This is a genomic window from Pseudomonas marginalis, from assembly GCF_024169655.1.
In the GTDB taxonomy this organism is placed as follows: domain Bacteria; phylum Pseudomonadota; class Gammaproteobacteria; order Pseudomonadales; family Pseudomonadaceae; genus Aquipseudomonas; species Aquipseudomonas paraveronii.
Window position 1 is genome coordinate 3,156,688 of sequence record NZ_JALJWV010000001.1, and the last position, 16,005, is coordinate 3,172,692.

Here is a 16,005-nt window from a genome sequence, read left to right on the forward strand (position 1 = left end):
GCTGGGCCCGACTCAGCTGTCAGGGTTACTTGGAGGCGTCACCGATCAGGGCTACACCGGCGGTGTGCTTGATGCTGGTGGCGGTCTTGTCCCAGTTGGTACCGGTCGCCAGTTCGGCGTCGGTTGGCGACTTGCCGCCGGTGGTGGTGTCCCAGGTGTAACCCTTCAGGCCCAGGCCGAAGGTGTAGTCGGTCTGGAGCGTGGTTTCGATACGCTCCTTGCCGTTGGTGGTCTGGACGTTGCTGATGATGTCGCGGCCGTCGTGGACCAGCGCAGCGCCTTGCACCAGGGACAGGATGATTTCCTTGTTCGGGGTGCCGGCCTGCATCAGCGCCGGGGCATCCGTCACAACGGAGATCTTGCCGAGGATATCCACAACGCGGACGTTGCCCGCCTGGAACAGTTGCTGCTGGTTCGCCAGGTTCTGGCCGACCAGCTTGTGGTAGCTGGTGCCCTGCATCACCTGGGTTACCAGGTTCTGGCTTGCGTCGCCGAACTTCGCGTGGGCGTTGTTCAGGCCAGCGTAGGTGATGCCAGCGGTAGCCGACACATCGTTGACCGCGGCGGCCTGGGCGGTGATTGCAGCAACCAGGGCGGCAATCGCGGTGTTCAGTTGATCCTTGAGCAGGATTTCAGCGAACGCGCGGCTGGCGACTTCGATGCCTTGGGCGGTTGGTCGCTCCAGCCAGGTCATCTGCGACGGCTCGTAGCGGATCGGACCGAAGCCACCGGCGACTTTCACCGAAGTGTTCTTCAGCTCGGTCAGGTCGGTAGCGGCGACAGTAGCGTTCGCGCTGTAGCGATCCACGCGGCGCTGGGCAGCGGCCAGAGTCTGGAAGAACGACTCTTGGAGGAAGTCACCGGTGAAGCCGTCCGGAGACAGCACGATTGCGCCACGGCTGGCGGCGTTGAAAGCGGCGAGATACTGATCCAGCGTCTCGAGAGTCGCCGGCATGATGTATTCGTTGAAAACCTGCATTTGCGACAGGGACATGAGTTATTTCCTTACGATTGTGGGAGATCCGGGAACCGGCTCGCGATCGCGGCCTGTCGTTCCTCTTTGGTGCCGCCGATTTTTCCTTTTGCGGCCCCGCCGCCACCTCCAGCACCAGCAGCCCCGCCGCCAGATGCCTTGCTACCCGCGATCAACGGCGCGAAGGCCGTGTCGTTTGCGAATTCTGCTTTCAGCTCATCCAGCGTTGCCGCCGAGAGCTTGCCCTGCTGGTCGAGGACGACCACAACAGGCTTCCCGTCGCGCTGCTCCACGCTCAAACGGCGCTCGATGTGCGGCAACAGGGCTTTGGCGCTGCCCGGGATTGCCAGGGCAGACGCGATGTCAGTAGCGGTACGGCCGACTGTCAGATCCCGGATCTGAGTGCTCAGCGTTCCACGCTCCTGTTCCAGCATGCCGTTCAGCTCAGCTTCGCGGCGGTTGTACTTTTCGGACCAGGACTTTTCGAGCTCTTCGACGTTGCCGGACTTGCGAGCTGCTTCTTCACGCTCCAGTCGGGCCTGCTCTTCTGCGTCCTTGCGGGCCTTCTCGGCGGCTTTCTTCTCGCCGAGCAGCTCATCAACCTTGGCCTTCAGTCCGGATACATCTTCTTGCTGCGGCAGACCTTCAATGCCGAGTACGAACTTGCCGTCCTTCTCGGTGTAAAGAGCGCGCACGGCTTCGTCGACACCATCCAGGCTGTCCAGTTGGAATTTCAGCATTTGTTGTCTCCCGGAGACGTTGGTGCAGGCCCTGCCTGCGGGCAAAAAAAAGCCCCGTCAATGACGGGGCTCTCATGATTCATTCGGTTGGGATTTACGATTCACGTATTTTTGGGATTGCTGGATCCACTTCTACAGTGAAATCCTTCAAAGCTGTAGAAATCGTAATTTTCAATCCTTCAGTCTTTCCGCCGCAATAATCACGAACGTATCCCTTTAGTCCTCTCAACGCATCTCTGTTGAAAAGCACGCTAAACCCTTTACCGGGCGTTAACGTCGTAATGAAAGAAGGCGTGCCGTGTAAAACCGACGAGCCATCCATCCAAAGCGTCTGGTCACTATGTTCTGAGTGGAAGAATATTCCATGAATATCGATTGGGGAGTTCCCCGAGTTTGCAAGCTTTACAGAAAACCCTGATGCCACACTCCCTCCGTGATTCGCCATGTAACCAGTGAGCTTTACAGAAAGCTTGGGTAACAACGCATCCCGTTGAGCCCAGCCGAAATAGCAAGTGGCGAAGACAGCGGAAAGCGCACCAATTCCGGACACCCAATCAGCGAGGCTCCCCCAGTCGGGAACAAACCTTACAGTTGATTGCGGATTCAAATTAATTCCCGCCGTAAGACCTAGTAATCCGCAGGCAACACACAGAAAAATGGCGCCAAACCCCATTAGCCAATTCATGCATTCCGCCCATAGATTTGGAAAGAGCGCACTTTATCACCACTATAGCCCTGCACGCTCGAACGCTAACGGCTCAAGCGCCTTCATCTGCACAAGGGTCAGCGGCGCAAAGTTCCGATCAAGCTGCAACTCGGAAAAGCGCTCGATGCTCAACCCTCCTTCTCGAAACAGCTTCGCGCGTACTGGGCCGATAGCCCTATCCTGAAACGCCGCCGGCTGCTGCTTGAGCCAGTCGTAGTAGCTGAGATCCGCCCTCACCTGCTGGGCGCCAGCGTCACCGATGGATGCCCGCGTAGCGTCCTTGGCGAACAAAGCGCTGAAGCGAGTCACCGCCACCACCGTCGAGCGACAGTTGATGTGGATCGGCGGCCTTGGCCCCTCGGTCAGCTTGAACCGGCGCTTATCGAGCGTTCGGCATTGGCTGGTTGTCTTCGAATCCAGGGTGCTGACCCACTCCACCGACTGCACGACGTCGCTGTTCTCCTTCAGCGTCTCCATTCGCGCCTGGGTGGCGACGTGCTGCACCGCCGTCCGCACGATGGCGCCAGCGTTACGGTTCGTCGTGGCCAGGATGCCGTCGTTGTACTGGAGCGCCTTCGTGCCGCGAATATTCTTGATGATCTGGAAGTTGGTCTGGCCTTCGAAGAAGCCCTGCCTGATCGTACCTGTGAGGCGTTGCCGCTCGGTGGCGGTAAAGCCATCGATGAACGACTTGAGCAGCTTCCCGCCGTCGGCACCGCGCACACTGAGTGGATTGGTGAGGATTGCCGCCCTGATTGCCGCAGCACCTGGCACTGCCGCGTCGAAGGTGACGCCCACCGGTGCCGCCCGGGTCAGGCTGGTTGCTTCAAACTCGGCCTCATAGTTGGCGATGTCCACCAGGTCGAGGTTCAGCTTCTCGCTGTACCGGTCGAAGATGCCCAGCAGCAGGCTGTCGACCTCGCTCAGCAGTCGTTCCAAGCGGACGACGGTGTAATCCGTCAGATCCGCGCGAATCAGCCGCTCACGAATCGAGCGGTCGATCTCCTTGAGGAAAGGTGCGAACTTCGCCACCTCTCCAGACTTGAGCTGCTCAAGGAAGACGGCGTGCCGGATAGTGGCGTCAAGGATTGCTTGGTTTGCCGCCATTCGGGATTACCTCAGTGTCATCAAGTGCGGGCCCGGTGCTTTGTGCCTCCAGCTCATCCCGGATTTCGTCGTCCGTTTTCTCTGGGTTGATCACGCCGCGATCGCGCAGGTACTGCCAGAAGTCGCCTTCCGGTAGCTTGCCGCCCTGCACTGCGTTGAAGAGTGCCGCCAGGATCGTCGCGTCCAGAGTGATCTGGCTGAAGTCTTGGTTGAGCTTGTAGACCACTTCGCCAGGGGCATTCACGAACTCAGCCATCCAGGCCAGGCACTGGCTGTACGCTTCGCTGACGTTGCTCACCACCAGGGAGAGAACGCTGTGTTCGGCGGCGCTGTCGTTGTCCGCTTGGGTCGCGGTCTTCACCGCACTACCACGTTCAATTAGCCGGGCACCGAGAGACACCATGTCCTCTTTCTTCGCGTCCATGGCCTCCTTGACGAGGGTGTTCGGCTCCGGTTGAGCGAATCCACACGACCCGTTGGCCGGTAGCGTCAGCGGCGCTCTGGAGCCGACATAGATACCGTTGGCCTCAAGGTGATCGCGCCAAGCCTCATCGAGCCCGGAAATCCAGAACTGCGGCTGCCCTGAAAACCAGACCGAGTCCTCATAATCCGCACTATTGCAGTAATGGCCGATGTTGAGCACGGCCATGTCGTACAGCGGCGCGTCGTCGATGCTGGTGTCGTTGTTCTCGCTGCCGAGAAAGTGAAACGGGATGATCCGCCAGGGCTGGCCCGCGCCGTTGAGTGGAGTGAAGGGGGGGATGATCATAGCCGTTTGGCTTGAGCTCTCTTCCCACACCTCCTGGGTATAAACGCCGACATCGTCCAGGCGTAGCACTCGGTATTGGGTAACCTTTTCGCTACCGAAGCCATCATCGGTATCGACATCCACGGATTCCTGCAGCACCACCAGACTCAGCAGGTGCTGGCCACCGACCTTACGGGTCTTCCAGTTCCTGATCGACTCAGCAGGGTAGCTCGCAACACTCGCACGAGCGCGACCCGCCTGTTCGTCCGCCTTGCTCACCGTACCCGCCTGCACTGCGGCGTAATCCACCAGCAAGCCGTGCCGGCCAACTTCGAGCAGGTGCCCGATGACCGATTGAGACTGCTGGTAGACGCTCACGCCCTGCCCGTCGATATCCGTGGCCACGTAATCAAGCGCGCCAGGCACGGTCAGCGTTGGCCAAGTGCGAAACACCGCCCCCACCAGACTGTGCTTCGTGCGGCCGGTAGCGTTGTAGAACACGGCCCGCTGCTTGTACGACTTGTACCGCTCAAGGTTCTCAGGGCTGGTGTCGTGTTTGTTGGGCCTCGGCAAGTAAACATCGCCGCGCCCCTTTACCGTCTCGGAGCCCTTGCACACGTCGCGCACCAGCCGCCAACGGGACTGTGCCGCGTTGTACTCCGGGCGGGTGTAAGTGACGTCTGCCATTAGCGTGCGAATCCCATTTTGATTGATTTGACCGGTTTCCTAGCGCTCTTGGCGACAGCGAAGTACCGGAATCCGTCGGAGCCGTGAGAGGTCCAGTCGTGCAGCGGCTTGTCTTTCCAGCAGCCGCGCTTGTCGTCCCACTCCTTGCGGTAGTTCTCAAGGCAGGAGACCCCCTGCTCGCACTTCGAGTCATCGAAAGCACACTTGGGCAGGATCTCCCGCACCTGCTCGATACCATCGTTGACGCCGAGCTTCGGCACGACCTGGAAAGTCATGCTGTATTTCTGGCCGTCGATGTCGTAGCCCTCGCGGGCCAGCTCCCGACGGGTTTTGGCGTCGCTGCCGAACTCCCTGTTATCGATGTCGTGCGGCCCCCAGTGTTCGGAGTAGGTGTAGCCCTTGTCCTTGAGCACCTTCATGTAGTGCCGCAGGCCTTCGCCGCTGTTCTCGTAGTAATCGATGACGTGAAACTCTTCGCCGACCTGGCGCACGAACCAGATCGCCGTGGAGTCGCCGACGCCGATGTCCCAGAAGGTCATCACCGGCAGGTGGCTGTTGTTCGGGATCACGCCGATACGCTGCTGGGCGTAGAGCTTCGTCAACTGCTGGGCGTAGTAAGCACCCTCAACCGACTGCTGGAAGGCTTCGACCGGGATCGACGGGTATTCCCGCTTCATGTCGTCGCCGAGCGTCTTCTCCTTCGCCGCGTACCAGGCGCGCTGGCCTGGGTTTGTGTCGATTCCGTGCTTGGCGAACAGGTCGTTGAAATAGTCGGTCAGGCGCTGCGGGATGACGACGTCAGTCGGGTCAAGCCAATAGGCCTTGTTCTTCCACCAAGAGAAGAAGAAAAACTTCCAGTCCAGCAAGCCCAGGGGCACGCCGGCCAGTTGTTGGCGCTCCGCGCTCTGCGAGTAATCGAAGAAGTAGCCCGCCCTGCCCTCCGCGGTCGACTCAATCGTGACGAAGCAATCGGTGGCGACAGCCTCGAAGGCGCCGGTGACGATCTCCCGCGCCTTGTGCGGAAACTTGGCGCAGATCTTTCCGAATTCGGATACGTGCAGGTAGCGCAGCGTGCCGCCCCGAAACGAGGTGCTGACGTAGAGCGAACCACCCTTGCTGAAGACCAGCTCGCCGGCGGCGTCATTACTCGCAGGGTTGGCAGCGCGAATCTCAGCAGGCAGGTTGTCGTAGGCGTACTTCACCTTCTCCCGGAACAGGCGCTTGGCGTCGTTCAGGGTGTGAGCGATCAGAGCGCACTTGGCCGACTCGAACAGAGCCGCGTCCAGTTGGATGATGCAGCACTCGGTGGTGAAGCCAAGCTGCCGGGCCTTCAGGATGATGTTCCGGGTGTGCATCCCCTCGAAGTATTCGATCTGCTCGTCCGTCATCCGGAAGCGAACCTTCTTCCCGGCTTTGTCGGTGATGAAGTAAAGGTTGTTCAACCGCCAGTACTTGTCCCGGAGCAGCTTCAAGTGCTCGGGCTTCATGTCAGGCTTCCTTCGATAGATCGTCCATCATTTTCGATAGCTCGTCGGCGTCACTGTTGCCGGCTTTGGTGTCGAGGTCGTAGGCCTGGCGCTCCAGGGCAACCAGCGTCTTCAGGGTCTCGGCGAGCTCCTTCATCGTCTTGGTGCGAGAAGGCAGCGCGCCCATCTTGTTAGCCAGGGCCAGAACGTCTGCCATTGCATCGCCGTCGTCGTGGTCAGCGTCCTTCAACTGGGCGATCAACTCTTTGATGGTGCCCTGCTCATCGGTCAGCGCTTCCAATTCGTCCAGCAGCTTGTTGGTGAGGCGCCGGCCACGTGAGATGTCGCCGCGGTGGGCCATACGGATGTTCGCGATGACCTCGGCGTTGACCTCGATGATCTCTCGCTCGGTTTCCACTGATTTGCTGGCAACCTGCGTGGCAACCTCTCGTTTGGCAACCAGCGAATCAGCTTTCGCCTTGATCTTGGCCTTTAGATCTCGCTCCCAGCCATTGGCCTTGGCTCGCTTCTGGATAGCGGTGTGAGACACACCGCAGGACGATGCGATCTCTCTTACGGAAAGCACGCCGGCCCGATAGGCGCGTTCGATTGCCTCCCAGTCGGGTTGCTTGGTTGTCATAAATTGTCTCAGGCACTTGATTGGTCGAGCACGTGACTCCATTAGTAATGGCGCAGTACCCAATTAACCGTTTTAAGGAAAGAAGATGTCTATCGAAGCGATCTCGAAAGTTGGTGAAAACTCCTACCGCCAATTGATTCCCGCAGCGCAGCGTGCTGTCGCCGTTGGTGCTGCCTTGGAGCTGATTCAAAGCCGCATCGGCACAGCTCTCGCTGGAACCAGTCTTGAAACTGAAATGACCAAGCTGTCGCAGTACGCTGACAAGATCCAAGCTGCTCTTAAAACGGCAGATTGATGCATCCGTGCCGCACTTACCTGCGGCACACCTACCCTTCCCCATTGTCCAGCAGTACATCAATCAGCTTCTGCTCACCCAAGCACATCGCACCCAGGCATTGCAGGTCATCGCACTTAGGGCCGAGGCCGAACACGGTGACCTCTCCCTTCGCGCCGATCAGCGTCAAGGCGCCTACGGTGCATTCAGGATGCTCACCCGCGTCGAGGTCGTCAGCAATCTTGCGCAGGGTCTTGGCAGCATCGCGCCACCCCTCACGCTTGAGCTCAACAATCTTCATGCTCATGCGCTCACCTGCTGAAGCCACTCTTCTATGATCCGGCGCACCACTGGCTCAGTCAGGATTGAGGACGGCTTATCGCCGGCGATCACCGATTGAACCAGGGCGCGCGGTATTACGCGGACAGCATCACTGGCTACCACCATCAGGTGCGGGCGCTGGTCGGCGATGTCGTGGATGGTCGCGGTCATTGCGTCACCATCTGGTGTGTCTGTGCATGGGCGTGACCATGGAGCAGTCCAACGATCAGACCTTGGGGCAGTCCGGCTTCCTTGGCAGCGTCAACGGCATCAGCAATAGCCTTGTCGAGAGCACTTGCTGCGGCGTTGATGTCCTGGCTCATCGGCAGTGCGCGGCGCAGGCGGGTGACGTTGCTCACGGCGCGACCTCATACTGAAATGCCCGATCAGCAGGCATGGCAGTCACAAACCGGCACCGGTGGGCATCGAACTCTTCCTTGGTGGCGATCGTGCGCTCGTAGCGGGAATTGTTCTTCCCGGTGAACCGCTCACGATGAACGACCACACCCTTACGCAGGAACTCGACCTCGGCCGACCCCAGAAGCTTGGTTACGATTACTTTCATGTGACCTTTCTCGCGCCACGATTTGACGCATTCGAAAACGTGGCGCGGATCAATCGACCTTGCGACTGGGCAGTTTGAAGTCAGTCACCCTGTCAGCAATCGACCGGATCTTCTCCACACCCAGAAAACCAACCCAACCACCCGCGAAGGTGGCCATGCTCTGGGGCAGACCGAAGAAGTCCAGGCCACTGATGATGGTCAACGTCAGGCCGCCACAGATCGCGCCCTCCACCAGCATCTGGCGCCGCGTGCCGCCGCCGTAGGTGATGCGCAGGACGGCCATGGCGCAGGACAGCGCAGCCGCACAGAGGATTGGCGAATGCTGGCTCAACCACGCAAGCGCAATCGCCCATGTGTCTGGTTTGTCTGGCATGTTGGACATCTCGGTTCCTCCCCGTCAGGGAGTTATGAATATGACAGGTCATGGCCTGCAGATTTGAATCAGCTCCGGCGGCACTCCCAGCTCAGAGCGAAGGGTGTGGCGGGGCCGAAAACGAAAAGGCCTCGATCAATGTCGAGGCTCTGAATTAGAGGCGCTTAAGCCTTTCGATGCAGATGAGCGCGCCAATTCCGGAGAGGATTGTGCCGCCCGCTGCGATCAGGAAAATGCCAGCTTGCCGCCCAGTAAGATCTCCCCGTCCGCAAGCCTCGTGGTTCGCAGCCACTACCAACAGGTTTACAGCCGCCATGTCGAGTCCGTAGATGCAAAAAAGCCCCAGCGGATGCTGAGGCTCTTGATAAAACAACCAACGCTAAAACAATGCCGTCGCCACGTGAGCACCAACCCTCGCAGGGAGCGGAATCAGGATCTCCCACTGCGGCGGCTTACGCGGCCCCTCTACGGGCTGATGGTTCGACTCATCCATGCGCCAGTAATTGCAGGCATATGCGATGCGGGCATCCAGACCGACTTCATAGTCAAGCCAAGTCACATCATGCCTTGAAGCCCGATTAGCAAATATCTCAAAAATACGGATTGGGTTACTGGGAGTCGGCGTTACAGCATGCGCAAATTCAATTGCCTCCTCAATAGTTTCGGCGGCAAATATTGAGCAGTGCCTGGACCAGTAAAAACCAGTCATGCCCAAGGCCTTTTCAGCGCAATACTCTCTGAGTAGCGCAGGGTCAGCGTTAAGCGGGGGCTCCGACTGAATCAGAGGCCAATATACCGCCCCAAAAGCCGAAAGCCCGCGCTCGTCTTCAACCAGCGCCTGGCCAGGCGCAAGGGTTGAATTTCTGTCCGCATGAAAAAATGTCTGCATGCCATGTCCTCTTTATTGGAAAGGACGTTACACAAGCAGCGAGAAATAAAAAAGCCCCGCACAGTGGCGAGGCTTTCTAGTGTCAAACCCTGACGCGCAAGATCGACAGGATGGGCAAATAATCTCTCACTTTCTCACGCGTTGCAACGGCTTTTTGCTACGCCGCGCAACTTTCGATTAAACCTTCTGCATCAAGCAGTTCCTGAGCAGCAGTTAATGCCTCATTCACCTGGTCATCCAGTGCCTTTCGGATCGACGAGCGCCACCGGTACCGAGTGGATTCCGGCTTGCCGTCGTTATCCCAGTTGGTGATGTCGTACCAGGCGGCCGGGAGCACTGCGGCGGAACGCTTGCCCTCGACGCCTGCAACCTGCGGAATGGCCCAGGTCAGCACTGCGCATTCCCGGAAACGTTTCGGCGCCGGCGTGCGCACCGAGTTGAGCAGTTCCAATATCGCGCCGTGCTTGCGCTCCTGGTGCGTCGAGTACTTCGCCACGAGTGCCCGCCAGTGCGCCGGTGTGAGCGCCTTGTGTAGCCGCCCGAACACCCAGCAGTCCTGGAGAAACGCCGCCTCCTTGCCGACGATCTCCCCCTTCTGCTTGGCGCACTGCACCTTGGGCTCGAAGTCGCAGCCGCCGGCGGAGTTGATGGTCTCGGCGGCCAGCGCCCGAACTACTGCTGAAACAACATTGCGATAGGTCATGCTGCGGCCCTCCGAGCCAATTTCAGTTCACATTTTTTGCAGCGGTCCCAGTTGCCAGGCTCGAACATCGGCATTTTGTCCGTGCTTACCGTGTCGATTCCGCAGATCGAGCGCCAGAAATATGCCCTGCCTTGCGCTGTGATCGCAGCGAATTCCTTTTCCTGATTGAAGTAGTGGGCCTTGCCCGTGATCGGGAACATAGGCTTCAGCCAGCCCTTTGATGGCCTACTTGCGCCGCCAGTGATTTGCGCAATCTGCGTCATGCTGCAGCCCTCTTCAGTTCTCTGGTCTTTGCCCGGTACTCGGCGGTAATGGCTTTCAGTTGCTCGACTGTTTCCTTGCGCGGCTCGTGGTCGGCTTCCAGCGCCTCGACAGCCTCAAGGCCGATGCGGGCGATGAGGCCGGTGCGGAAACCCTGGGAAACCGTCTCGCCTTTGCGGGCGAACTTGGATGACCCCGCATTGCAGCTTTTGCACTGAAGCCAGATATTGCTGGGCACCAGCCTGAGTTCTGGACGGGCGCCCTTGCCGAGGAAGTGCCCCGCATCGAACGCCCCGCCGGTCTTCCAGCCCTGGGCGGAAAGGATCGATTCCTGCGACTCGCCGCAACTGATGCAGCCGCTGCCAACGCTCAGTTCGTAGGTGCGGCGGTAGTCCCGCACAGCCTTCTCGGCATCCTTCATGTGGTCGGCACGACTCTTCAGGGCCTCTTTTCGCACCTTGATCTCCCGGCGCCCTACTTCTGCCAGGGCTTTGCCTGCAATAGCCCGACCCCTCTCCGACTGACCGTGTGCGATGGCGCACTCGATCTCGCCGCACACCGCTTGGGCGGCTCGGGCTGGAGTGAACATCACCCGGCACGACGGGCAGCGCTTGCGGCGTGGGCCACTGGATTGAAGCGGGGTCTTGCGCTGCAGTGGTGTGCGCTTAAGCGTCATTGGGGGCACTCCTGCCGGTCGGTGCATATGGTTCGGTAGTGCCCGAAGCACTCCGGCGACTGCCATGCCGTTGGCGTATGGAAGTCCATCTGGTGCTTCTTGGAGCAGGGGTTGTAGTCGGAGGGGACTTCTCTTTTCTCGCTCCAAGTGCGGAAGTTCAGGCACTCGTCGCACCACCTGGCGGGCTGCCGATTGCTCTTGGTGCTGTTGCGCCTCCGAACAATCTCTTCGAACAACTCATCGTCGGTGAAGTGGTCAAGAACGCTCATGCGTAGCTCCCGATCTGGTCAGCAGCACTCAACGCCGCCTCTTCGGTTTCAAAATGTGCAGACAGCACCAGGCGCCAGCAGGCGTTGAACACGTCGCGGTAAAGGGGCTCGAACGCCGTATCGTCCATGGAGGCCCAACTGATCGACTTGGCTTCCTTACGCACGCCGTCTGGAGTTCGCACCAGGTGGAAGTGACCGGCCTCGATCGTCACCCATTCACGAAATGCTTCACGGGACTTATCCACGGCCGGAAAGCGCTCGGCCCTAGCCGACTCTAGGCCGGTGATGTACGCATCAACTGCATGCGGCAACTGCCCAGGCTTTCCGCTCTGCGCCTCGAAGAACTTGGCCAACCCCTGGATACCGCGCAACTCCTGACGCGGCACCAGGCCGCCGACCGGCTCCCAGTACTCCCACGCCAGGTCCAGCATGGAGAAGAACTTGCCGTGGAACTTGGCGTTACGCATACGGGTGAACTTGCCATGGACGACCTGGCCCAGCTTCCATTTCTGGGTCAGCTCACGATCAGCCTCAGTGGCCGGCATTAAACCGTGGGCAGTGCGGATAAGGGCGAGTTCAGCCATTGCTCACCTCCGCCGCTTCTGCGATGAATGCCAGGCGCTCCAGACGCTCGGATGCTTGACCGGCGAGATTGGCGCCGTCAGCCTCATCTACCACCGGCATGCACACAAAACGGATTCCGTGCCTGACCAGGGCGTTGGCCACCTCAAGGGATTGGCGTAGCTGTGCTGGGTTTGCACGCTTCATTGCGATATCCCCTTCAGCAGCTCCTGCAGCTGTTTCAGCTTGTTCACGGCCTCGGCATTGCTCTCGCGCTCAGTCTCAACCGATAGCGCCACCTCTTCGATGCGAGTGGCGAGCGCTTTCATGCGCTTGCTGAAGTCGTCGGCCAGATTCACCACCTCACCGGAAAGGCTTGCCAGGACGTCCAGCGCGCCGGTCTCAGGCTTCTTGATCGAAACAGCGGATGTCTTGGCTACCTGGGTCACTGCCTGCTCCTTCTTAGGTTTTGGGGTTGCTGCGTCACGCTGAAACTTGCCGCCGACCGGCTCGCGGATCAGGCCGGCCTCCTTGAGTTCGCCAAGGGCGCGACGAATTGCATAAGGCGATGCGCCGGTGGCCTTGGCCGTAGATACGGCGCCGTGGATTTCGTGGTTGCTCCAGCTCGTCTGGATCGGGACGTAGGCGAAGATCTTCTGTGCGATTGAGGACTGGCCCGCGAGGATTTGTTGCTGTCTGGATTCGTTCATTGTGCCGCCCTCTTCGCTTCCAGCTCCTGAGCCTGCTTGATCAGCATCGCCCGGCGATCAGCCAACTCATTGGCCGCATCAATTCGAATTTCATCCTTCCGCTTGGCCGTGGCCTTCCGCATTCCCAGCATCGACTTCTTCACCAGGTGGAGTTTTTCGCGGAGCGCCGGAGCCGGATGGGTAACAGCACCTGTGAGCAGCCCGGCGACAGCCCGGCCGTCCTCGGTGATTGGCTCAATGCTCAGGTCCGCCAAGTACTTCTGGCCGTATTCGCAGGGGATACGCTGCATCTGCACTGCCCTGGTGACTGCCTGGATACGGCGGTTGGCGTCAAAGCCTACGGACACATGCCAGTTGACTGCCTTCGCATCCTCGCGGGCCTGGCCCACGAACCGCTCATACGCGCTGATGAAAGCCATGCGGGCACCTACCTTGTCGCCGGCATCGAGCACCGGCTTTGCAGCGGCCAAGGCCAACTGGATTTCGTCGGTCAGCACCACAGTTTCGAATTCGTCGTTGGTGGTCATGGCAATGGCCCAGGCCTCGTCCTTCCCAGGGCGACCGTCGGAGGTCTGGACACGCTGCAGGATGTCAGCCATAGCCAGCTTGCCCTTCACTTCGAAGCGGCACGCCTTCAACGCGGCTTTGACGACAGGCACCGGGTAGGCACAGAGGTCTTCAGCCATCATCGCCGCAGTGCCTGGGTTCATTTCCTGACCCATGGCCTCGGCCGTCGCGCAGATGGCGGCGGCAAGTCCGGCAACCTGCTGGTCGTTCATTTCAGAGGTATTCATTGCGGTCACCTGCTTGGCGCTTGGCCAGAACCATCTGGGCGGCCTGCTCGGCTGCGGAGAGGTTTGCCTCAGTCCTTTCCATCTGGCGGGCGGTTGTTCCGTTGATGCGCTGCCCGGTCACCCACTGGGTGTGGTAGCTCTCGGCGTTGGCCAGTAGCTCGTTGAGGCTGTGGCACTTGCGCAGGACGGCGGCATCGCTGGTTTTCAGGAAGTGGGCTGCCACGTGGTGGGCGACGTCGGCGCCCAGTCTGTCGACGAGCAAAGCCATCTGCTTGCCAGTCTTGGCGTTCCACACCGGCCAGGCGTTGTAGCGTTTGCGGTAGGCCATGGCGTAGTTCGCCCAGACCTTGAAGGTTTTGCAGGTTTGGTCTTTGGGGCCTGGCATGTCGGCAGGGATCTCAACTCGTGGTTGCTGCGGAACGAATTGCACGACCTGCCCCGTCACGACCTTGGCGGTAGCCTGGGGCGTAATTGGTTCAATGACCGGTTCTATGACTGGTTCAAGAGAGTTACTGATTCTGGGTGCAGCTGCTGCACTACCCCCTGGTGCAGGAGATTCACTAGGGGGTGAACCTGCTGCATTACCCTGGTGAATCTGCTGCGCTACCCCTGGTGCAGGAGGTGCACTACCCCCATCGAGAGTGAGGAAGTAAACGTTCGACGAGTTTCCCTTCGGACCACCCTTACGGATTTCCTTTCGCAGCAATCCCGCATTACACAGGGCTGTGATGTGGTTCATGACAGAGCGCTTGCTGATCTCGCACTGATCGGCGATGTGCTGATAGGACGGCCAGCACTCGCCTACGTCGCTGGCGTTGTCGGCCAGCTTGATCAGCACCAGCTTGCGCAATGGATTGCCTACGCGAAGTTTCATCGCGGCGACCATAAGGCCCATGCTCATATCAAGCCTTCCCGACCTTAGCGGCCAATTCAAGGAAGCGATCCACATACCAGTGAGGCTGCGTCTCGCGGGGGCATTGAGGGCTGGTGAGGTTCTTGCCGTAGGCAATGCCCTTCTCAGTCACGGACCAGAAGTCGACCATTTCCTGCTTGGAGTTTTTGCGCTGGAGCAGAACCAGGAAGCCGTGGGCCTTGAGTGCAAGGTTGAAGGCGCGGGCAGTACTGGCGATGGCGTGATCTTTGATCAGGGCGGTGATTGCCTTGGTCGGCATCGAAGACCCGCCAACGGCATCAGGGGCAGCGTCCACGGCGTAACCTGGGAGGAACTTGGCATCCAGGCCATTGTTGGCGGCGATCTTGGCCAGCATCAGCATTTTGCTGGATGGCGCGGGCTTCAGCAGGCGGTCGAAGCACTCAAGGATTGCCAGCTCGCCGACGATCTTGGAGTTGTTCGGGCCCTGGGCAGAAAAGGTGCCGGTCTTGCGGATGCTCGGCAGGACCTGGCCCACCACCCACTCTTCGAACTGCTCAGCAGCAGGAAGCTTGGACTTCATCACCAGACGGTAGAGATCGCGCTCAGGGATGATTTGCACCGCACGGACCTGACCTCCCATTTCGGTATGGCAGGTACTGACCGCTTTGCAGTGGACATTGATCGCCTTCGACGTGTTGGAGTAGCCCAGGGCTTCGGCGATGTCCTTGGCGATGAACCATGGCTCCCCATGGCCGTCGTCAATTACGCGGACAGGGAAGCCGTGGAAGTCGAAAGGAGTCACGGGCTTAATCCGCGCCACGTTTTCACATTGCGAAAAACGTGGCGCGGGAATGTTGGGGGTATTGACGGGGATGGATTGTGTATTCATTATTGCCTCGCTGAAGTAGCAATGAGCCAGGCCACGAACCTGGCTTTTTTGTGCCTACGATTTATGCGCGGGCTTTGTGCAGTTCAATCACCGCCGCCACAGCCTCAAGGCTTGCCGACATGTACTTGGCGTGCAGGGCGCGGATTTTCTTTGCTTCGTTCGAATCGATCTCGCCGTCTTCCAGAGCAGAAGCCACCATCTGGTCAAGAGCGCCGCGCTGTGCAGATGCGGCCAGAGAGCGCTGATACAGGTCGACGTTGTCCAGCTCCCCCGCCTCCGGGATCTTTACGAACACACCGCCGTACATCGCGCAGATGTAGTCCGGCAGATGCTCGGTCTTTGTTTCGCTTTCCAGCACGAAGATCTCGGCATCGCTCAGCGGCTTGCACCCGGCGGTTTCGTAAATCTGGTTCTCCAGGCGTTTGTCCTTGATGCCAAGGCGAGCTGCCGCGCAATCCATCCCACCAGGGAAAGCGTTGGACACAGCAGCCATTACTTGGCGGCGGGTCTCTAGTACGGGCGTTTTCATGTCCTAGTTTTTCCTTGGGTCGATTGCGGTCAAGATGGCTTCAATGGAACGGCGGACAGGGATGTCGCTTAGGCGGCCTGGGCCTTCTTTACGGCCTTAAACTTCCCCTTGGAGAGAACCTGAATCTGGTACTGCCGGGATTCGGGAATGGTTTCCCCCCACATGGTCACGGCGCTTGGACGAATGCCCAGGGCCAATGCCAGCTTTGTCTTGTTGCCGAAGAATTCGGCGACTTCATGCGTATTCATTG

Annotated in this window: 26 protein-coding genes; 1 reads left to right on the plus strand and 25 read right to left on the minus strand. The window is 59.4% G+C overall.

The window, feature by feature from the left end:
* Positions 1 to 25: 25 nt before the first annotated feature.
* The 7 genes from J2Y83_RS14205 to J2Y83_RS14235 form a co-directional block, all read right to left on the minus strand.
* Positions 26 to 994, minus strand: a complete 969-nt coding sequence (locus J2Y83_RS14205) for a major capsid protein (protein ID WP_078825126.1) — start codon at positions 992 to 994, stop codon at positions 26 to 28.
* Between the two features lie 11 nt (positions 995 to 1,005).
* Complete coding sequence (locus tag J2Y83_RS14210; protein ID WP_253396108.1) at positions 1,006 to 1,713, minus strand: hypothetical protein; 708 nt, start codon at positions 1,711 to 1,713, stop codon at positions 1,006 to 1,008.
* Positions 1,714 to 1,807: 94 nt separating this feature from the next.
* The gene (locus tag J2Y83_RS14215) at positions 1,808 to 2,398 is read right to left on the minus strand and encodes a hypothetical protein (protein ID WP_253396110.1); all 591 of its coding nucleotides are present in this window, start codon (positions 2,396 to 2,398) and stop codon (positions 1,808 to 1,810) included.
* 42 nt (positions 2,399 to 2,440) lie between these two features.
* Positions 2,441 to 3,526 carry a minor capsid protein gene (locus tag J2Y83_RS14220; RefSeq protein WP_253396112.1) on the minus strand — a complete coding sequence of 362 codons (1,086 nt, stop codon included), beginning with the start codon at positions 3,524 to 3,526 and terminating at the stop codon, positions 2,441 to 2,443.
* Positions 3,501 to 4,961, minus strand: coding sequence for a DUF4055 domain-containing protein (locus J2Y83_RS14225; RefSeq protein WP_253396114.1), 1,461 nt, complete (start codon positions 4,959 to 4,961; stop codon positions 3,501 to 3,503). Before J2Y83_RS14225 ends, J2Y83_RS14220 begins: the two co-directional genes overlap by 26 nt.
* Positions 4,961 to 6,448 carry a terminase gene (locus J2Y83_RS14230; protein ID WP_232565787.1) on the minus strand — a complete coding sequence of 496 codons (1,488 nt, stop codon included), beginning with the start codon at positions 6,446 to 6,448 and terminating at the stop codon, positions 4,961 to 4,963. The genes J2Y83_RS14225 and J2Y83_RS14230 overlap by 1 nt, the downstream gene beginning before the upstream one ends.
* A 1-nt stretch (position 6,449) precedes the next feature.
* Positions 6,450 to 7,067, minus strand: a complete 618-nt coding sequence (locus J2Y83_RS14235) for a hypothetical protein (RefSeq protein WP_232565788.1) — start codon at positions 7,065 to 7,067, stop codon at positions 6,450 to 6,452.
* A gap of 85 nt (positions 7,068 to 7,152) precedes the next feature.
* Here J2Y83_RS14235 and J2Y83_RS14240 point away from each other — a divergent pair, with 85 nt between their 5' ends.
* A complete protein-coding gene (locus tag J2Y83_RS14240; protein ID WP_232565789.1) occupies positions 7,153 to 7,362 on the plus strand; it encodes a hypothetical protein in 210 nt (69 codons plus the stop codon).
* Positions 7,363 to 7,393: 31 nt separating this feature from the next.
* Here the strand turns inward: J2Y83_RS14240 and J2Y83_RS14245 are convergent, their stop codons facing one another.
* The 18 genes from J2Y83_RS14245 to J2Y83_RS14330 all read right to left on the minus strand — a co-directional run bounded on the left by J2Y83_RS14245 (position 7,394) and on the right by J2Y83_RS14330 (position 16,003).
* Positions 7,394 to 7,648: a hypothetical protein gene (locus J2Y83_RS14245; protein ID WP_253396116.1), complete on the minus strand. Its 255-nt coding sequence runs from the start codon at positions 7,646 to 7,648 to the stop codon at positions 7,394 to 7,396.
* Positions 7,645 to 7,833, minus strand: a complete 189-nt coding sequence (locus J2Y83_RS14250) for a hypothetical protein (RefSeq protein WP_253396117.1) — start codon at positions 7,831 to 7,833, stop codon at positions 7,645 to 7,647. Before J2Y83_RS14250 ends, J2Y83_RS14245 begins: the two co-directional genes overlap by 4 nt.
* The gene (locus J2Y83_RS14255; protein ID WP_253396119.1) at positions 7,830 to 8,021 is read right to left on the minus strand and encodes a hypothetical protein; all 192 of its coding nucleotides are present in this window, start codon (positions 8,019 to 8,021) and stop codon (positions 7,830 to 7,832) included. Before J2Y83_RS14255 ends, J2Y83_RS14250 begins: the two co-directional genes overlap by 4 nt.
* A complete protein-coding gene (locus J2Y83_RS14260) occupies positions 8,018 to 8,227 on the minus strand; it encodes a hypothetical protein (RefSeq protein WP_253396121.1) in 210 nt (69 codons plus the stop codon). The genes J2Y83_RS14255 and J2Y83_RS14260 overlap by 4 nt, the downstream gene beginning before the upstream one ends.
* A gap of 49 nt (positions 8,228 to 8,276) precedes the next feature.
* Positions 8,277 to 8,609, minus strand: a complete 333-nt coding sequence (locus tag J2Y83_RS14265; protein ID WP_253396122.1) for a phage holin, lambda family — start codon at positions 8,607 to 8,609, stop codon at positions 8,277 to 8,279.
* A 370-nt stretch (positions 8,610 to 8,979) separates the two neighbouring features.
* On the minus strand, positions 8,980 to 9,489 hold the full coding sequence (locus J2Y83_RS14270; protein ID WP_253396124.1) for a hypothetical protein: 510 nt from the start codon (positions 9,487 to 9,489) through the stop codon (positions 8,980 to 8,982).
* 157 nt (positions 9,490 to 9,646) lie between these two features.
* Complete coding sequence (locus J2Y83_RS14275) at positions 9,647 to 10,192, minus strand: hypothetical protein (protein WP_253396125.1); 546 nt, start codon at positions 10,190 to 10,192, stop codon at positions 9,647 to 9,649.
* On the minus strand, positions 10,189 to 10,455 hold the full coding sequence (locus J2Y83_RS14280) for a hypothetical protein (protein ID WP_104902918.1): 267 nt from the start codon (positions 10,453 to 10,455) through the stop codon (positions 10,189 to 10,191). The genes J2Y83_RS14275 and J2Y83_RS14280 overlap by 4 nt, the downstream gene beginning before the upstream one ends.
* Positions 10,452 to 11,129 (minus strand): recombination protein NinG, encoded by a 678-nt coding sequence (locus J2Y83_RS14285; RefSeq protein WP_253396127.1) that lies wholly within the window; start codon positions 11,127 to 11,129, stop codon positions 10,452 to 10,454. Before J2Y83_RS14285 ends, J2Y83_RS14280 begins: the two co-directional genes overlap by 4 nt.
* Entirely contained in the window at positions 11,126 to 11,398 is a 273-nt protein-coding gene (locus tag J2Y83_RS14290; protein WP_253396129.1) for a hypothetical protein, read from the minus strand. The genes J2Y83_RS14285 and J2Y83_RS14290 overlap by 4 nt, the downstream gene beginning before the upstream one ends.
* Positions 11,395 to 11,982 (minus strand): DUF1367 family protein, encoded by a 588-nt coding sequence (locus J2Y83_RS14295; RefSeq protein WP_253396131.1) that lies wholly within the window; start codon positions 11,980 to 11,982, stop codon positions 11,395 to 11,397. Before J2Y83_RS14295 ends, J2Y83_RS14290 begins: the two co-directional genes overlap by 4 nt.
* A complete protein-coding gene (locus J2Y83_RS14300; RefSeq protein ID WP_253396133.1) occupies positions 11,975 to 12,166 on the minus strand; it encodes a DUF1382 family protein in 192 nt (63 codons plus the stop codon). Before J2Y83_RS14300 ends, J2Y83_RS14295 begins: the two co-directional genes overlap by 8 nt.
* Positions 12,163 to 12,669: a hypothetical protein gene (locus J2Y83_RS14305; RefSeq protein WP_253396135.1), complete on the minus strand. Its 507-nt coding sequence runs from the start codon at positions 12,667 to 12,669 to the stop codon at positions 12,163 to 12,165. Before J2Y83_RS14305 ends, J2Y83_RS14300 begins: the two co-directional genes overlap by 4 nt.
* Positions 12,666 to 13,463 (minus strand): hypothetical protein, encoded by a 798-nt coding sequence (locus J2Y83_RS14310; protein ID WP_253396137.1) that lies wholly within the window; start codon positions 13,461 to 13,463, stop codon positions 12,666 to 12,668. Before J2Y83_RS14310 ends, J2Y83_RS14305 begins: the two co-directional genes overlap by 4 nt.
* The gene (locus J2Y83_RS14315) at positions 13,450 to 14,364 is read right to left on the minus strand and encodes a helix-turn-helix domain-containing protein (protein WP_253396139.1); all 915 of its coding nucleotides are present in this window, start codon (positions 14,362 to 14,364) and stop codon (positions 13,450 to 13,452) included. Before J2Y83_RS14315 ends, J2Y83_RS14310 begins: the two co-directional genes overlap by 14 nt.
* Position 14,365: 1 nt before the next feature.
* On the minus strand, positions 14,366 to 15,226 hold the full coding sequence (locus J2Y83_RS14320; protein ID WP_253396141.1) for a BRO-N domain-containing protein: 861 nt from the start codon (positions 15,224 to 15,226) through the stop codon (positions 14,366 to 14,368).
* A gap of 61 nt (positions 15,227 to 15,287) precedes the next feature.
* Complete coding sequence (locus tag J2Y83_RS14325) at positions 15,288 to 15,755, minus strand: YmfL family putative regulatory protein (RefSeq protein WP_042947214.1); 468 nt, start codon at positions 15,753 to 15,755, stop codon at positions 15,288 to 15,290.
* A 68-nt stretch (positions 15,756 to 15,823) separates the two neighbouring features.
* Positions 15,824 to 16,003: a Cro/CI family transcriptional regulator gene (locus J2Y83_RS14330; protein WP_253396143.1), complete on the minus strand. Its 180-nt coding sequence runs from the start codon at positions 16,001 to 16,003 to the stop codon at positions 15,824 to 15,826.
* Positions 16,004 to 16,005 lie beyond the last annotated feature (2 nt).

Excerpts from the sequence above, each read along its gene's own strand:
- J2Y83_RS14230 (WP_232565787.1), bottom strand. The coding sequence starts at position 6,448 with ATGAAGCCCGAGCACTTGAAGCTGCTCCGGGACAAGTACTGGCGGTTG.
- J2Y83_RS14240 (WP_232565789.1), top strand. The coding sequence starts at position 7,153 with ATGTCTATCGAAGCGATCTCGAAAGTTGGTGAAAACTCCTACCGCCAA.
- J2Y83_RS14280 (WP_104902918.1), bottom strand. The coding sequence starts at position 10,455 with ATGACGCAGATTGCGCAAATCACTGGCGGCGCAAGTAGGCCATCAAAG.
- J2Y83_RS14245 (WP_253396116.1), bottom strand. The coding sequence starts at position 7,648 with ATGAGCATGAAGATTGTTGAGCTCAAGCGTGAGGGGTGGCGCGATGCT.
- J2Y83_RS14250 (WP_253396117.1), bottom strand. The coding sequence starts at position 7,833 with ATGACCGCGACCATCCACGACATCGCCGACCAGCGCCCGCACCTGATG.
- J2Y83_RS14285 (WP_253396127.1), bottom strand. The coding sequence starts at position 11,129 with ATGACGCTTAAGCGCACACCACTGCAGCGCAAGACCCCGCTTCAATCC.
- J2Y83_RS14320 (WP_253396141.1), bottom strand. The coding sequence starts at position 15,226 with ATGAATACACAATCCATCCCCGTCAATACCCCCAACATTCCCGCGCCA.
- J2Y83_RS14210 (WP_253396108.1), bottom strand. The coding sequence starts at position 1,713 with ATGCTGAAATTCCAACTGGACAGCCTGGATGGTGTCGACGAAGCCGTG.
- J2Y83_RS14295 (WP_253396131.1), bottom strand. The coding sequence starts at position 11,982 with ATGGCTGAACTCGCCCTTATCCGCACTGCCCACGGTTTAATGCCGGCC.
- J2Y83_RS14310 (WP_253396137.1), bottom strand. The coding sequence starts at position 13,463 with ATGAATACCTCTGAAATGAACGACCAGCAGGTTGCCGGACTTGCCGCC.
- J2Y83_RS14305 (WP_253396135.1), bottom strand. The coding sequence starts at position 12,669 with ATGAACGAATCCAGACAGCAACAAATCCTCGCGGGCCAGTCCTCAATC.
- J2Y83_RS14235 (WP_232565788.1), bottom strand. The coding sequence starts at position 7,067 with ATGACAACCAAGCAACCCGACTGGGAGGCAATCGAACGCGCCTATCGG.
- J2Y83_RS14260 (WP_253396121.1), bottom strand. The coding sequence starts at position 8,227 with ATGAAAGTAATCGTAACCAAGCTTCTGGGGTCGGCCGAGGTCGAGTTC.
- J2Y83_RS14215 (WP_253396110.1), bottom strand. The coding sequence starts at position 2,398 with ATGAATTGGCTAATGGGGTTTGGCGCCATTTTTCTGTGTGTTGCCTGC.
- J2Y83_RS14290 (WP_253396129.1), bottom strand. The coding sequence starts at position 11,398 with ATGAGCGTTCTTGACCACTTCACCGACGATGAGTTGTTCGAAGAGATT.
- J2Y83_RS14220 (WP_253396112.1), bottom strand. The coding sequence starts at position 3,526 with ATGGCGGCAAACCAAGCAATCCTTGACGCCACTATCCGGCACGCCGTC.
- J2Y83_RS14265 (WP_253396122.1), bottom strand. The coding sequence starts at position 8,609 with ATGTCCAACATGCCAGACAAACCAGACACATGGGCGATTGCGCTTGCG.
- J2Y83_RS14325 (WP_042947214.1), bottom strand. The coding sequence starts at position 15,755 with ATGAAAACGCCCGTACTAGAGACCCGCCGCCAAGTAATGGCTGCTGTG.
- J2Y83_RS14275 (WP_253396125.1), bottom strand. The coding sequence starts at position 10,192 with ATGACCTATCGCAATGTTGTTTCAGCAGTAGTTCGGGCGCTGGCCGCC.
- J2Y83_RS14300 (WP_253396133.1), bottom strand. The coding sequence starts at position 12,166 with ATGAAGCGTGCAAACCCAGCACAGCTACGCCAATCCCTTGAGGTGGCC.
- J2Y83_RS14330 (WP_253396143.1), bottom strand. The coding sequence starts at position 16,003 with ATGAATACGCATGAAGTCGCCGAATTCTTCGGCAACAAGACAAAGCTG.
- J2Y83_RS14225 (WP_253396114.1), bottom strand. The coding sequence starts at position 4,961 with ATGGCAGACGTCACTTACACCCGCCCGGAGTACAACGCGGCACAGTCC.
- J2Y83_RS14315 (WP_253396139.1), bottom strand. The coding sequence starts at position 14,364 with ATGAGCATGGGCCTTATGGTCGCCGCGATGAAACTTCGCGTAGGCAAT.
- J2Y83_RS14205 (WP_078825126.1), bottom strand. The coding sequence starts at position 994 with ATGTCCCTGTCGCAAATGCAGGTTTTCAACGAATACATCATGCCGGCG.
- J2Y83_RS14270 (WP_253396124.1), bottom strand. The coding sequence starts at position 9,489 with ATGCAGACATTTTTTCATGCGGACAGAAATTCAACCCTTGCGCCTGGC.